The 16,440-nt window shown below is 35.7% G+C and carries 11 protein-coding genes; all 11 read left to right on the top strand.

The window, feature by feature from the left end:
- The first annotated feature begins 7 nt into the window (after nt 1–7).
- The 11 genes from ACGH6R_RS07950 (at nt 8) to ACGH6R_RS08000 (ending at nt 16,426) form a co-directional block, all read left to right on the top strand.
- Nucleotides 8–3,034, top strand: a complete 3,027-nt coding sequence (locus ACGH6R_RS07950; RefSeq protein ID WP_411599332.1) for a virulence factor SrfB — start codon at nt 8–10, stop codon at nt 3,032–3,034.
- Nucleotides 3,031–5,718 (top strand): putative virulence factor, encoded by a 2,688-nt coding sequence (locus ACGH6R_RS07955; protein WP_411596722.1) that lies wholly within the window; start codon nt 3,031–3,033, stop codon nt 5,716–5,718. Before ACGH6R_RS07950 ends, ACGH6R_RS07955 begins: the two co-directional genes overlap by 4 nt.
- Before the next feature lie 42 nt (nt 5,719–5,760).
- Entirely contained in the window at nt 5,761–6,801 is a 1,041-nt protein-coding gene (locus ACGH6R_RS07960) for a hypothetical protein (RefSeq protein WP_411599334.1), read from the top strand.
- Between the two features lie 12 nt (nt 6,802–6,813).
- Nucleotides 6,814–8,787, top strand: a complete 1,974-nt coding sequence (locus ACGH6R_RS07965; RefSeq protein ID WP_411599336.1) for a vWA domain-containing protein — start codon at nt 6,814–6,816, stop codon at nt 8,785–8,787.
- Nucleotides 8,788–8,791: 4 nt separating this feature from the next.
- Nucleotides 8,792–9,508: an ABC transporter ATP-binding protein gene (locus ACGH6R_RS07970; protein WP_411599338.1), complete on the top strand. Its 717-nt coding sequence runs from the start codon at nt 8,792–8,794 to the stop codon at nt 9,506–9,508.
- A 3-nt stretch (nt 9,509–9,511) separates the two neighbouring features.
- On the top strand, nt 9,512–10,735 hold the full coding sequence (locus ACGH6R_RS07975) for an ABC transporter permease (protein WP_411599339.1): 1,224 nt from the start codon (nt 9,512–9,514) through the stop codon (nt 10,733–10,735).
- Nucleotides 10,692–12,299: an SUMF1/EgtB/PvdO family nonheme iron enzyme gene (locus tag ACGH6R_RS07980; RefSeq protein WP_411599341.1), complete on the top strand. Its 1,608-nt coding sequence runs from the start codon at nt 10,692–10,694 to the stop codon at nt 12,297–12,299. The genes ACGH6R_RS07975 and ACGH6R_RS07980 overlap by 44 nt, the downstream gene beginning before the upstream one ends.
- Entirely contained in the window at nt 12,299–12,985 is a 687-nt protein-coding gene (locus tag ACGH6R_RS07985) for a hypothetical protein (protein WP_267350403.1), read from the top strand. The genes ACGH6R_RS07980 and ACGH6R_RS07985 overlap by 1 nt, the downstream gene beginning before the upstream one ends.
- Nucleotides 12,985–13,470: a hypothetical protein gene (locus tag ACGH6R_RS07990; RefSeq protein ID WP_411599343.1), complete on the top strand. Its 486-nt coding sequence runs from the start codon at nt 12,985–12,987 to the stop codon at nt 13,468–13,470. Before ACGH6R_RS07985 ends, ACGH6R_RS07990 begins: the two co-directional genes overlap by 1 nt.
- Nucleotides 13,471–13,535: 65 nt before the next feature.
- A complete protein-coding gene (locus tag ACGH6R_RS07995; RefSeq protein WP_411599345.1) occupies nt 13,536–14,849 on the top strand; it encodes a vWA domain-containing protein in 1,314 nt (437 codons plus the stop codon).
- A gap of 104 nt (nt 14,850–14,953) precedes the next feature.
- Complete coding sequence (locus ACGH6R_RS08000) at nt 14,954–16,426, top strand: VWA domain-containing protein (protein ID WP_267379789.1); 1,473 nt, start codon at nt 14,954–14,956, stop codon at nt 16,424–16,426.
- Nucleotides 16,427–16,440 lie beyond the last annotated feature (14 nt).

The raw sequence follows: 16,440 nt of genomic DNA on the forward strand, positions 1-16,440 counted from the left end.
GTAGTATATGCTTCCAGAATTACGCAATTATGGTCAAGAAGTGACTCTTATCATGAACAGTGGTATTCAGTTTCTTGATTTTGCACTTAAAATAGATTGGAAAGACAGCCAATGGCGCAATAAAGCGAATGGGTGCTTTATTGATCCGTCCGAAAGTGGTGCATTGATTCGATTACTAGAAGATGTCGAAAATGGTCAATTTTTTAGTCCTGACAACCCCACTTTTGCGGTTACCCCCACACAAGAAATTAGTGTCGATCAATCCCTAAAATTGTATGACGGTGTTTGGTTACCGATTCCTGTTTTACGGTCGATTCCTCCAGAACGATTTGATAAAGGTCCTCATAACTGGAGCAGAGTAAGAATTGTCAGTATTCCTCAAGGTGAAGATCCCGATGGTAATACGCATCGTATAACATTTGCGTTTGACACTAAAATCTTTGCTAATTTGGATGATGTTGCTTATCTTGCTCCAACTGAAAATGACGTAATGACAGGTGCGATTTTTAGTCTGGCGCACCGCTCTGATCATGTGTCATGGTTTTTAGAACTCAAATGGATTTCTAGTTGGTTAATCGATCTGTTTGAAGAATTAGCGCAGCAACCTGAACGCTTAAAGATGCATAAGGATGATATCCAGCAAGAAATGAATAATAAGGCTTATTATGGGCACTATCTTAATATCATTAATTTGCTCGGTGAAACATTAAATCTACCAACCATTAAAATTGTTTCTAACAATAAAAATGATATTGTGAAATCGATTCCTGTCGATATGATTTTAGATGTGGGTAATTCACGAACTTGTGGCATTTTGATTGAAGATCATGTTCAAGATAAAGACAGTCTTAATCATCGCTATGAATTGGAGATACGCGATCTAACCAGACCGGAATATATCTATAACGAACCATTTGAAAGTCGAGTTGAATTTGCACAAACCTTTTTTGGTAAAGAACACTTTTCGCTACAGAGTGGTCGACGAGATACCTTCCGTTGGCCTAGTATTGTTCGTGTCGGTAAAGAAGCAAGCCGCTTAGCTAGTCGCCGTGAAGGCAACGAAGGTGCAACCGGGCTTTCAAGTCCAAAACGTTATTTATGGGATCAAGATAAGTACGAACAAGGTTGGCGTTTTAACTCTTATTATGTAAAAAGCGATCATGAACCTTTTGCAACGGCAGAGCCCTTTTCAAATTTAATTAATGAATATGGTGAAGCCCTACATATTCTTAATAACAATATTCAAGAAGAATATGATCGTAAAATACCGGTATTCCACCCTAAATATTCACGTAGTTCGCTCATGACGTTTATGTTATGCGAAGTATTGATGCATGCTTTAATGCAGATTAATAGCGTTGCGCAACGTAATAAACTTGAACATGCTAAAACGCCACGTAATTTACGTTCAATTATCTTAACGATTCCGCCCGCTATGCCAAAACCCGAACAAGCGATATTTAAAAGTTGTGTGTATCAAGCTATTGGACTTGTTTGGAAAAGTTTAGGTTGGGATAATTCGGATGATAATATTGATTTTACTCATCCGGAAGAACTTAAACATATTTGGCCAAACATACCGGAAGTTTATATTCAATGGGATGAAGCAACCTGTGGTCAAGTAGTTTATCTTTTCAATGAAACACAAAATAATTTTAACGGACGTAGTGAAGAATTTATTGCTTCAATTGTTCGACCTGACAAAACCAATAAGCAAAAAGTTACCATTGCGACGGTGGATATCGGTGGGGGTACAACCGATTTAGTCATCAACGATTACCATTTAGATTATGGTGCAAACGGGCAACAAAACAGTAGTAATGCCTATATTGTTCCAAGTCAGCGTTTTCGTGATGGTTTTAAAGTAGCGGGTGATGATATTTTACTTGATATTATTCAAGATATTGTTTTAACCTCGTTAACCAACGGCTTAAAGCAGGCAGGACTTGCTGATCCAAGCCCAATCTTGTCAACGATTATTGGTTCACAACAACTTTCTATTCAAGATGCGGTTTTACGTCAACAACTGACATTACAACTGTTTACGCCGATAGGTTTGCGAATCTTGAAAGAGTATGAAATTTACGATCCTTTACATAGTGAACAGCAGGTATTTAGCGCAAGTTTTAAAGAATTATTAGAGCATCATGTTATGACTGATAGTGTGCTGAATTTTATTAATGAGCCAATCAAGCGTGCATTAAATAATCCTGACTTTTCAGTGCTTAATTTGAATATTGAGATTAATCTCAAACGAATTCATTACCTGTTTATACGTGGTGATTATTACAATATTTGTAAAACGTTTGACGCATTGTCCGAAATCATCAGTTGTTATCAATGTGATGTGCTGTTATTAACTGGACGCCCTTCACGCTTACCGGGTATTCAAAGTTATTTTCGATCTCGTTTGTCTATCCCTGCAGGGCGAATCTTGCCACTCCATGGTTATTATACGGGCGGATGGTATCCATTCCATAAACAAGAACGCATTGATGATCCTAAAACCACCGCTGCTGTAGGCGCTATGCTTTGCTTCTTAAGTAAGAATTTAAGGCTACCTAATTTCTATTTTAGATCAACAAATATGGATCTTTATTCAACAGTCAAATACATTGGATTGTTGGATAATTTAAACATGATTAAAAATGAAAATGTCTATTACCGAGATATAAATTTAGATGATCCTGATTATGATTTTCCTGATCTATCTTTTGAAATACGAGGTACAACACGGCTAGGTTTTAAACAACTTGAAGTTGATCGCTGGCCGGCTTCTCCGATCTATATTTTGACCATTGAAAACGGCGATGTTGCTCGGCGTTTAAGTGCTCAAGGCGTGGTACTTGAAGTGACCTTAGGTATTAAAAATAGGCAAAAAATGGTCGAGAATTTTTATATTAAAGACATAAAAGCATCTGATGGACGAGCTTGCAATAAAAACCAAGATGTTAAACTGAGTTTAAATACAATGGTTAACTCCGGTTTAATCAGTACCCAATATTGGCTTGATAGTGGAATGATAAAACGATGAATAACATAAATGAACAACTGCCTAAATCTTGGGAACACGTTTACCATGCATCAGCAGAAGCAATTGAATGGGTTAATCAAACACGTCATTCATCCAAACGTTTAAATAGTGAAGCAGATAATTTAATTCTTGATTTACGCCGTTTGCGTAATAGCGCTAAACGATTAGGTGAGGTCTCTACCAAATCGGTTGCGGTCGGTTTTTTTGGACTTTCTCAAGCAGGAAAATCATACCTGATTTCGGCACTTGCCGCAGGGGATAATGGCAAACTTGAAACGGTTGTCGATAACCAAATTTTAGATTTTATCGATCATGTCAATCCGGTAGGAAGTGGTAAAGAAGCGACAGGTTTAGTCACGCGTTTTAGTCGAACCGCTAAAGGTGGAATTGCCAACTATCCGTTAGAGTTAAAATTGTTTAGAGAGATAGAAATTGTCAAAATATTAATTAATGCTTTTTTTAAAGATTTTGACCAGCAAAAAGTCTCTAATAAAATTGAATTTTCACAATTAAATCAGTTAATCCAACGGTTGGAAAATAAAAAACAAACCAGTTATGTCGGCGGTATATCGGAAGATGATATCGTTGAACTTTACGATTATTTGTCTGAAAATTTCGGCAACGCTTTAGAAGGTTTAAAAGGGGGATATTGGGAAAAAGCAGTACATTTACTTCCTTATCTATCTGTTTCTGAACGAGGCGAGCTGTTTGCGGTATTATGGGGTGGAATTGCAGAGCTAACAACAATCTATATTCAGCTTGCTAATACGTTATCTCGTTTACATCATGCTGAAACTGTGTATGCGCCGTTAACTGTTTTGATTAAAGAGCAAAATGGTACTAAATCGCAAATTGACAGTATTATGAATGTAGACATCTTAGAGCGATTAAACACCGATAAAGATTCATCGGTTACGATAACGCCTATTAACGGTAAACCAACGGATTTATCTTTGGCGCAACTGGCTTTTTTAACAGCGGAATTAATCTTTCCATTAGTAAACAAAACGCGAGTTTCAACATTTGAAAAAGTTGATTTGCTTGATTTTCCGGGATATCGAGGACGCTTGAATTTAATCTCGATTTCAGATGTTAAAGAAGGTAATCCCATTTCTCAACTATTATTACGGGGTAAAGTTGCCTACTTATTTGAAAAGTATACCGATAGCCAAGAGATGAATGTATTAGTGGTTTGTACACCTTCTGATAAGCAATCTGATGTGAATGATGTTGGGCCGGTGCTTGAACGGTGGATCGGTAAAACACAAGGTGAAACACCTGAAAAGCGAGCAACCAAAGAAGTTGGCTTGTTGTGGGCGATTACCATGTTTGATAAACGGATATGTACATCGTTGACCTTGTCGGAAGATAATCTTAAAAATAGTTGGGGTAAAGGTGGATTATTACAACAAACTATTTTAGAACGTTTTGGAAGTTATGATTGGCTAATGAATTGGTCAAATAATCAGAAATTCAACAATGTTTATTTGGTTCGTAAACCTGGTTTTGATGTACCGTTTTTAAATGTCGATCCTTCTTCACGCCAAGAACTGTCTCATAATGAGAATTATCAGACTAAAATGGACGTATTAAAAAAGACTTTTATCGACAATGTTGATGTTCAAGAATATGTATCTCAACCAAAAGAAGCGTGGGATGCCATGCTTAAACTTAACGATGGCGGTATAGGTCGAATTAGTCAATATTTAGAAAAAGTAGCGATTACTGAAGTAAAACAACAACGTATTGTTGAGCAATTAAATGAAAAAATTGATTACATCACAAATATGCGTTTTGATACGTGGTACCAAGCTGGTAGTGATGAAGAACTTGGTAAGAAAAAACACGTTATCGCAGATGTGGTGAAAGAGTTGCAGGGTAAAGCATTGTTATTAGGTGAATTACTCAAAACTTTAGAATTGCCGGATCAAACAATTCGAGCTTTGTATCATTCCAACCATGTAGAAAACCAGATAGCTAAAGATAATGATGATAATTTAGTCGGCAATTTATCCAATGATTTTGGCTTTAATACTGAATTTGACCTTTTTTCGGACATGAATAGCAATTTAACCAGTAAGCCAGCAGTGACTTTGCCGACTGAATCTAAATTTGCTAAGAGTGTTTTTACAACTTGGTTAGAGCACTTAAGAAATATCGTGCTGGATCAGCATATTTTACAGTTTTTTGGTTTAAGCCAAAAATCATTATCTTTTATTGTTGAAGAGCTTATTACAGGAGCCAATCGTTTGAAGATTGAACAAAATTTAACTGAAAAAATCTTAAATAACGAAAATACTGGCAGTAAACGTGATGATCTTGAATCAAGACAGATAAGTACAATTCATACTCAATTATCTGATTATATTGCGTGGTTAGGTTTTATTGAAGGTCAGGTGGATAACATTCCAATGAGTCGTGTTAATCATGGCAAGCGTATATTTGCATCACCGTTAAATGAGTTTGTTATGCAATCATCTCACCAGTTGCCAAAATTGGATAATAATACTAAAAATTATTCTCAATTTGCGATATTTGATTGGTTTATAGCTTTTGCTACGCTTGCACAAGAAAATGTCGGACATCATGCCGGACGGGAAATAAGTCAGGAACAAAATAGTCGTCTGGGTGAGATTTTGGCATGTTTTAAACAATCACAAATTAAATTGGATGATTTCTTGTAAATTAATGCAATAACAAAGTGAAGTGACAGGATAGAGGACATTATGGCATTAAGAATCGAATTAAATGGTTATAAACCGGGTATAGCTAAATTTTTGGCATATAAATGGAATGGTAGTGCTGATATTGAAATATTGATTCAACGTAATCAGGATAGTTATTATTTGTCTGGATTAAATCAATGGAGTCCAGAAAAAAGTTGGCATACGTTGGCTGATATGACTGTCGAACATGAACAATTAACCGGGCTTGTTGGTGAATGGCTGGTTGATTCGTTATTAACTCAAGAAAGTACTGCACGATTTTTGGTACAGATTCGTGATAAGCAAAACGAAAATTACAGTGACCGAGGCGTCATTAACATAGCTGATGGTGTGATGACGTCAGCTGCATTAAACACGGTTACTACTATGTCTGATACGCATCTTGAACCTGAGGAGTGTGTAGATGTAATCCCCGATGACGAAAAAATGGATGGCGAAACACAAACCATTTACGAGCCTGAAATCGAAGAACAAATTATCGAAGAACCTGTTGAACCCGTCGTTGAGGAAGTCGTTACATCCGTACCCACATCTGAAACTGTAACGGATGAGACGTTGACACAACCGATTAAACAAAAAAGAAAATCAGGTTTAATATTCGGCTTGATCATTGCTATTTTACTGTTAATTGTTATGGGTATCGCAATTTGGTATTTTCTATTCTTCCAAAATCAACAAGCTAAAGACGCTGAACCGGCTATGTTAGGTCAATGTAGTTTAAGTCAAGTAGGTGATGATGATCTCACTTTTATTCAAAAATGTTTGCAAACTAAACCACTAACTCCAATGATTATTCAGTTGATCAATGATGCTAAAAAAGCAAAAAAATGTAATATTGCTCAGCGGTTGTATGCTAATCAATCACAAGTAAATTCAACCATTGCCATTTTGTATGCCAAAGAATATGACGAAAAGTATTATCAAGCTAATAGCTGTTTTGAAGCTGATAAAGAAACGGCTATTTATTGGTACGAAACCGCATTGAATAATGATCCCGATAATAAAGACGTAAAAGCACGGTTAGCTGAGCTACAAAAGTAGGTAGGAACAAAAATGGAAAATTTAGCTATCTCAAAAATTATGTTTGTATTGAGCTTAACTTGTTTACCCTTGATAAGTTTTGCCAATGAACCGCTTAAACAGCAAGGTAAAACAACACTGTATCAACGCGTACTAAGTACGCCAACGTGTGAGTTAAAAAAAGATATTAGCGAGGTTACAGGACAGCAAGTTCCTGCATTTTCTCGCTATTATGTTTATGAACGAAAAAATCAAAATAACCAAGAATGGTTAAGTGTTGGGCCTGATTCCTATGGAAAAACGGTAGGTTGGATTAATGGCTCATGCGCAATTGAATGGAATATGCAAATGACCTTGGTTTTTACTAATCCGGTTGAACGTGATCCTTTGCTATTTTTTAAAGATAAAGATTCACTCACGGCAATTGTTGATTCTGAACATCCAGAAACATTATTAAAACCCATTCGTGAGGCATTAAACGTTAACCAAACTTCGCCAAAAGTTATCGCTCAAGAGCCGGCGGAATTTGTTGATTTTAAAAATAACTTCTATTTATTACCTATTTTACAAGGTGAAGAGGTCATGAATGGACAAGGGTTTTATGAGCGTATATTAGAAGTCGCCTCTGTCAGTAAACAAGATAAATTAGTGGCAACAACTCAGAACGTTAAGTCATCCACTACCACTCAAAAAACAGATGATAATACTAATCAAGTCGCTCCTTTTAAAGCTGCAATTGTGTTTGTGATAGACTCAACGATTTCCATGGATCCGTATATTTCAAGAACCAAAGAGGCCGTTGAACGCGTTTATCAGCATATTGAAAAAGAGAAGTTACAAGATCAAGTTAAATTTGGCTTGGTGTCATTTCGATCAAGTTTAACCGCATCCGATAAACTTGAATTTGTCACAAAAGTTTTTGCCGATCCAAACCAAGTAAAAAATCGTGAAGATTTTAAAAAACTCAGTGCATCACTTAAACAAGCCTCGGTATCAACGGCTTATTTTGCCGAAGATTCATTTGCGGGGGTTGCACAAGCGTTGAATGATATTAATTGGAACAGTTTTGGTGCGCGTTATATGATTCTTATTACGGATGCAAGTGCAATTCCGGGGGATGATAAACTTTCAAGCACCGGTATGGATGCTGCGCAATTAAGGCTTGAAGCACAGCATAAAGGGGTTGCGATTTATGCATTACATTTAAAAACGTCAAGTGGCGAAAAAGATCACCAAATTGCTGCGACGCAGTATTCTGATTTAACGTACAATGATTTTATTCATAAATCACTTTACTACCCTGTTAATGCCGGTAATGTGAATGAGTTTGGTCAAAAAGTTGACTCTTTAGCCAAAGCCTTAGCCGAGCAAGTGAAACTTGCTTATAAAGGTGAAGCGTCAATAGGTAATGCGATTAATGCTAAAGATAGTAATGCCGATATGTTAAATGATGCATTATTACTGGGTAAAGCTATGCAGTTGGCTTATTTAGGTGAAACTAATGGGTCTAAAGCGCCTTCGGTCTTCAAAGCGTGGATTGCTGATAAAGATTTTATTAAACCCACTATTCCAACAGCTGAACCTCGAATCTTATTAACTAAATCTCAATTAAGTGATTTAAGCGATATTGTTAGTAAAATCGCCAATGCAGCAAATGATGGATTAATTTCTGCCGATGATATGTTTTCGCAGCTACGATCGGTTGCTGCTGCTATGGGGCAAGACCCAAGTAAATTAAAATCGAACGCAGTCACAAAAATTGCCGATTTGGGGTTACTTGGGGAATATTTGGATAATATCCCTTATAAAAGCGATGTAACTGGGTTGGATCAAGAGACGTGGAAAAGTATGAGTGGTCTTGAGCAAGAAAAATTTATTCGTAATTTAAATAGTAAAATTCGTTATTATCAGAAATGTAATGCGGATGTTGATCGTTGGATTTCATTAGCGGAAGGTAGTGATCCTCGTGAAAATGTTTATCCTATTCCTTTAGAGATGTTACCGTAAACAGATGCTAACGATAAAAAAACTTGCAATCACGCGCTCAACTGGTAAATCTTTTTTTAGTGTTAACCTTTCTGCGCTGACCGTTAAAGCGGGTGAGGTGGTTATTATTCGAGGTGATAGCGGTTCGGGTAAAAGCACATTACTTGAAATGATAGGTATGATTCTAAAGCCTGACCATATTGGTTGCTACAATCTTACTATGGATAATGGTGACGTTGATATTGCTCAACTAATCCAACACGATAAACTGGATAAGTTAGCGGATATGCGCGCAAATTATTTGGGCTTTATGTTGCAAACAGGCGGATTACTCCCTTTTTTAACGGTGCATGATAATATTTTGCTTTCAGTAAATGTGTTACAAAAAAAGGTGGATAAACAACGATTTGATTATTTAGTACAAAAGTTGAGTATTTCACACTTGTTAAGTAAATATCCTAAACAACTCTCGATTGGTGAAAGACAGCGAGCTTCTTTTATTCGTTCAATTATCCATAAACCTGCACTATTACTGGCTGATGAACCGACTTCAGCGCTTGATCCTTATAATGCCAATTTATTATTTGATTTAATAATTGAGCAAGCTCAACAGGATAATATTGCTGCCTTGATTGTGACCCATGATTGGCAACGTATTGCTGATAAAGGATTATTTACTTTAACGTCTCAAATTACCTCTTCCCATTCATCCGAATTTTTACCCTTACAAGATGAGGTATAAGCGATGATCACATTATTATCGAAATGGCGGCTTATTACTTGGTTATCTTTGTCGGATTTATGGTACGACAAGAAGGTTTCATTTTGTATTATTGCATCGGTGATCTCGGTAATTACCCCACTGTTGCTACTCTTTAGCTTAAAATATGGTGTTGTTTCACAGCTTCGCCAGCAGTTACTTAATGATCCGCAAAATATAGAAGTTAAAATTGTGGGTAATTTACAGTTAGATCATTCAATGTTTGAATGGATTGCCCAACAACCTGAAACAGCGTTTGTGGTTCCGTTGACACGTTCTCTTAATACTCAAGCTGATTTAATGAAAGATAATCGTCATTTTGTTAATAATGCTGAAATTATTCCGACAGCTAAAGGTGATCCTATAACCCAAAGTTTACCGCTCTTGCATCATGAACAACAGATTTTAATATCCGCTTTAGCCGCAGAAAAAATGCAGGCAAAGGTTGGTGATAAAGTAAAAATGGTTGTGACAAGGCAACTCGATGGCAAACTGGAAAAAGGTATAGTCGAGTTAGAGATCATCGGAGTGATTCCCGAAATTTATTATAGTCGGGCTGCCGCATTTGTGTCTTTAGCGCTTTTAATTGATATGGAACATTTTTATGATGGTTATCAAATAAATATTTTTCAATCAACCACAGGGCTTGTTAATCCGCCAGAACATAACTCATTTGCCAGAGCACGTATTTATGCAAGGTCACTTGATGATGTAGCGCCTTTGTCTTATAAACTACGTCAACAAAATATTGAAACACGTACTCAAGCTAATGCGATAGAAAATATGCAAGCGATAGATCGGGTTCTCAATTTTATATTTAGTGTCATTGCAATAACGGCTGTATTAGGGTGTATTTTATCTTTTACAGGATCATTTCTATCTAATATTGAACGTAAACGCAAAGATATCGCTTTGATGCGATTACTTGGATTTAAATCAAAAGGGATTATGCTTTATTTAATGACTCAAGCCATGATGCTAAGTTGTTTGGCATTTATCATTTCTTGCCTACTTTTTTTATTTGGCAACTATGCCTTTAATTTTGTGTTAGGTAAAAATTTAGTTTCACATCCAGTAGTTAGCCAATTACAATTTTATCATTTTATTATCGCATTTTTACTTACTTTATTGATATCAGCTATTGTAGTAACGGTAGGAGGTCGACGTGCTGTTAAGATTCAGCCAGCAGAAAGCTTGCGCGAAGTATAATCATAAAAAATGGCATTATTGGGGACTAATCTTAAGTTTTATCCCTTTATGCAGTTATGCTGAGCCTTGGGAGAGTAAGTTTTATAATCCTAAACCTGCCAGTGATGATGTGATTTTGCCGATGCCTTGTGATGGGCGTTTGGTGATGAAAAGGGTATTTACGCCTACCAATAAACCACTTGATGATGTAAAAGTAATTTTAGGCAGTAATCAAAAAGAGTTAGGTTTTGCTGAATACGCAACACCTAATTATATTTCTGGTAGCTTTTCTAATGAAAACGAAGAAAGGTATTATTTAATCGGTAAATATGAAATTACAGCACTACAATATCAAGCGGTGATGAATGATACTTGTCCAACGGCTAAAGTGAGTTTGATTTTCCCTATGACTAATATTAGTTGGTTTGATGCTATTGCATTTAGTAATAAATATAACCAATGGTTACTGGAAAACCAATCTCAATTAAAAGCGTTGCCAAAAGGCTATGTACGTTTGCCAACGAATACCGAATGGGAGTACGCTGCACGGGGTGGCATGAAAGTCACTGAATCTGAATTTCGCGAGACAGTTTTTCCTATTACGAGTGGTTTGGAAAACTATGCATGGTTTTCAGGGGCAAAGTCAGCCAATGGAAAATTACAACTTATTGGTCGGTTAGCTCCTAATCCACTGGATCTTTATGATATTTTAGGTAATGCCAGTGAAATGATGTTTGATTCATTTAGAATGAATAAATTAGATCGTTATCATGGACAACCAGGAGGCATGATTATTCGGGGCGGTAGTTATTTGACTCCTGAATCTTCAATAACAACTGCCTTTCGTAGTGAAAAGCCTTACTATGATAATAAAGGTGCTTATCAAAGCAAAGATGTTGGATTTCGTTTAGTGTATACCACTGAAGTTATGCACTCTAAAGTTTCGATTAAAGAATTAGAAAAACAGTGGAACGAACTTGGTAATGAAGTCGAATCGTCAAATGATAACAATGTGGTGAATGAACTGGAAAAAATTACTAAACAAGTTGAAGATGAAAAAACTAAAAAAGAGTTAAATCAACTTAATCTACTTTTACGAAGTGCGAACCAGTCACGGGATGAGCAGCGAGATCGTTCCATTCAATCTGCCTTACAATTGGGGGCTTTTTTATGTGCGAATGTCTCTGATCTTAATGATAAATATGAATATAATAATAATTTATATAATACAATGATTAATGAAATTTGTGATGCAAGTGACTCAAGTGAGCTAGAGAGTACAGATATGTGTTCTAAAACAAAGTTAAATAATTTAAATCAAGTTGTCATTGATTCAAGAAATGCACGCAATTTTATATTAAAATATTATGCTGATACTATTGTTAGCACTGCATCAAATTACGAAAAAAACACAATTAATGAACAAGCTAAAGCAACACAATTTATTTTACAAAGTAGTGGAAAGGCAAATATGAGCGATTATTTAAAGCTCTATTTAAAACATATCAATCAATACATTGTATCGGGTAAAATAGAACAATCAGTTTGGTTACAAACCTGCAATGAAATTAAAGGAAGGAAATAATGAAAAAAATAGTTGTCATAATAACATTATGTTTATCTGTTGTCTTAACTGGATGTCAATCATCAGGGTGGAGAACTAAAGACGTTGATCCTGCATTAACCAATAGTAATACATCTCAATTTTTTAGTAAATCAGCCTGGCAATCGTGTGTCGTTGGTGCAGGATTTTCTGGTCTTAGCTGTATTTTAGTTGGCGGAAAACCGGGTGTTTGTCTGGCTACAGCAGCGGTAGGGTGTGGTGTATTAATGGGCGCTAATTATTATCTTGATTCTAAGCGTGCTGAGTATGCAGATGAAGAAATGCGCATTGATGCTTATATTTATGACATTCAGCAAAATAATATGGAAGTACAAGCTGTTACTCAAAATGCACAAGCCGTATTGGATAAAAATTTAGCAACTTTGAAAGTGTTAAATAGTCAGATTGAAAATAAAACGTTGAGTAAAAGACAGATTAAAAATGAGTTGAAGCAAATCGATGCAAATATTGCTTACTTAACTGACAAATTAGATCGTATGAAAGGCATTGAAAGTGATTGGGTTATGCTTTCAGCAAGGGAAAAACAATCAGGGATTAATATGTCAAAATTAGATAAACAAATTAATCAGCTTCATAAACAGATAGCATTACTTGAAAAACAAATTAATGTGGTAAGTCAACAACGTTCAGCAGTACAGGTGAGCTAATGATGAAAAAAAGATACCTTATATTATTCAGCCCTATTTTGTTGTTAATGGGCTGTTCAACCACAACCGAACAGTGTGATCCAACGAATACGAATATCGGTTTTTTTGATAAGATAAGTTGTCATTATTCTGGCAACTATCAAGCCCGAATTGATAAAAAACAGCAAATTTTAGAAGATGAAAAAAAGGCAAATCAACAATTTAAAGCGATCTATGCCAATATCGAACGACAGAAAAATGACACTGCCTTAAGTATTAAGCAAAAGCAAGCACAACAACAAAAATTGAAAGATGATTTAACGAGTTTAACCAACGAAATTAAAGAAAAAGCGAAAGATCGCGCAGACTTGCAAGCACAAGTCGATGATATTGAAAAACAACTTAAGCAAGTGAATAATTCAAATTCTTCAGAAATTGAAAAGAAAGTTGAGTTAGATAAATTAAATAAAAAACTTCAACAATTACAGAAAGCTTTGAATATCTAAATTTGCGTATTCATTATACCAATAGTTAGTAAAAGCGATGTTTAACATAAGGAAACAAATTAGCAATGCAACGTATAACCAGAATGTTATTTGATCCAAATGATTTAGATAAAATCACGTTATTTGATCAATATAATTCAGTTTTACAATTGTTAAAGCCTAATGTTAGCGAACGTAGTTTTTCGATTTTAGCAATACCGAGATTGATTGAAGGCGATCATTATCTCGGTTGGTATACGCATCTTGAAGGTCAACCCGTTGCCATTGAAGATATTATTAATGAAGCAGATAAAAAGCAGATTGAAAAAACACTTCAAACACGTTTAAATGATATTGAAAATACTATTAAAATCAAATCATTAACGGAAGATCAACAAACGCTGATTTCGGCTTGGTTACCGAGAATGAGAAGTTTAGGTAATGTGATTTATGTCATTAATAATGAACCTGTGATTGTTCATCATTTTGATGAGCCAATCCTGACTAATGAAGTGGCTCCAGCCTTTCCTGTCAAGACAACAAAATCATTTTGGCGTAGGTGGTGGTTTTTGACCTTAGCACTTGCTTTTGTCGGGTTACTTGGATATCTATATTATTTATATATAAAAGATAAAGCACCCGTACCTATTGCTGAACTATTACCACCAACGACCTCAAACAATCCCACTTCTGAAGTAATTAGCTGTATTTCACAGGAAGAAATCCAAAAAAACGAGCAAACCTCTAAAATGGTGATGATATTTGATAACTCCGCTTCGATGTATTTAACGCTTACTGAACCTCAAGCAGAAATTGAAAAATATTTGTCAAATGGGATTGATCATCTTACTTTCGAAGAAGCCAAACAATACGAAGAAAGAATGACCCGATTACCGAATCGACTATCGAGTAGTAAGCAAGTTGCGTTATCCAGTATTGATAAAATACAACCTAATATCAATATTGCTCTTGTCACGTTAAATAGTTGTCCTGTCGCAAAGGCATCGGCATTTTATCATTTTGAAAATAGAGAAAAATTGAAGAATGAAATTAATCGTTTAACGCCATTAGAATACGATAGTGCTACTCCGTTATATAGTGGTGTAAAGCAAGCCAGTTCAATGCTTGATGGCGTAAATCATGATGATTATATTTTAATTATCAGTGATGGTGACGATAATTGTTCGGAAGATAATATTTGTACCTTAGCCAATGTAATTGCCAACCAACAACCACGTTTAAAAATAAATATAGTGGACATTGTGGGACAGCATAAGATTGATTGTTTAGCGGATAAAACGGGTGGAAAGGTTTATATAGCTAACAATGTCCCCGAGCTTGTTGAACAGATGAATAATGCGGTTTCTGATATGAATATCAGTAAACCTTTGTGTGAATAAGTAGCATTCGAATAGGATATTATTCAGTGATGATCTTTAATATTTGGATGTTCATGTTGAAGCTGAGGTAAAATTAGAATGATCTGTAAGGAAGTTAATTTATCATGCAGCGAATAACACGGCATTGTTTTGATAGCAGTGATTCACAAAAAATCAATTTATTAGAACAATATAATTCATTACTATCGTTATTAAAATCACATCTGACTGAGCGGACTTTTTCTGTCTTCGCCATTCCAAAATTGATAGAAGATGATCATTACATTGCATGGTCTACCAATCTGGAAGGACAACCCATATTATTAAGCGATATTAATAATGAACTATATCGACAAACGGTAACGACAACGTTACAAACACGTATTATAGATATTGAAAATACCGTTAAATTGATGTCGTTAACCCCTGAACAACAAACACTGATTTCATCTTGGATACCAAGAATTAAAAGTTTAGGTAATTCGATTTTTGTCATTAATGATGAACCTGTTATTGTTCATACGTTTGAAGATCCTGTTTTACCGCCTAAAGTATCCGAACCCAAGCTTCCAACCAAATCGGCTTGGCGTTGGTGGTCTATATTCCTTTTAGCATTGCTAATATTGGCATTAATTGGTGGGCTTTGGTATGTCTTTTATCCATTTAATAAAGATAGTGTGGCTGAAACGAGTCATGTTTCAGCACCAGTAATAATACCTGCTGATGAAGAGAAAAAACCTCAATTAGAGCCAGTTGATGTTCCTATCCAACCTGATCCAGAAGTTAAGCCGGATCCCCAACCTGTTGAGCACACAGAAACAGTGGTTGAAGAGAAAAAACCGGAACCTGAAGAAAAGCCTAAACCAAAAGTTAAAAATCCTGCTAATTGTATTACCAAAGAAGAATTGGTCAGTAATCCCAATCCTTCTAAAATGGTGATGGTATTTGATAATTCGTTGTCGATGATAGTGACATTAGCAGAGTCACCCGCTGAGGTTGAACAGTATTTTCAGTATTTGGGTTATGGTTTTCCACGCTATATGTCGGAACAAGACAAGCTAAACTACGAAAAACGTATGACTCGATTACCAAGCCGTTTATCAAGTAGCAAAAAGGTTGCTTTAACTAGCATTGATAAAATACAACAAAATATCAATATTTCACTAGTGACCCTAACGGGCTGTCCATCGGCCGAGGTTTCACCTTTTTATAGTTATAAAAATCGTGGAACATTGAAAAATAAAATTAATAAACTGACGCCAACCGCTGCTGGTGGTGGGGGAACACCACTTTATAATGGATTAGAAAAAGCCAGTAATATGCTTGATGGGGTAAAACGAGATGATTATATTTTAATTATCAGTGACGGTGAAGATACCTGTACTCATAAAAATATCTGTACATTAGCTCATCATATTTCAGTCTCAAAACCTCGTTTAAAAATCAATATTGTCGATATTGCTGGTGAACATAAGATTGATTGTGTTGCAAATGCGACAGGGGGCAAGGTATATATAGCTCAGACACCAAAAGATATGATTAAACAGATGAATAAAGCCGTTTCAGATATGAAAATTAATCGCCCTGTATGCCAATAAAGAATATGACAGAT

The organism is Gilliamella sp. CG13 (genome assembly GCF_046635805.1).
In the GTDB taxonomy this organism is placed as follows: Bacteria; Pseudomonadota; Gammaproteobacteria; order Enterobacterales; family Orbaceae; genus Gilliamella; species Gilliamella apicola_I.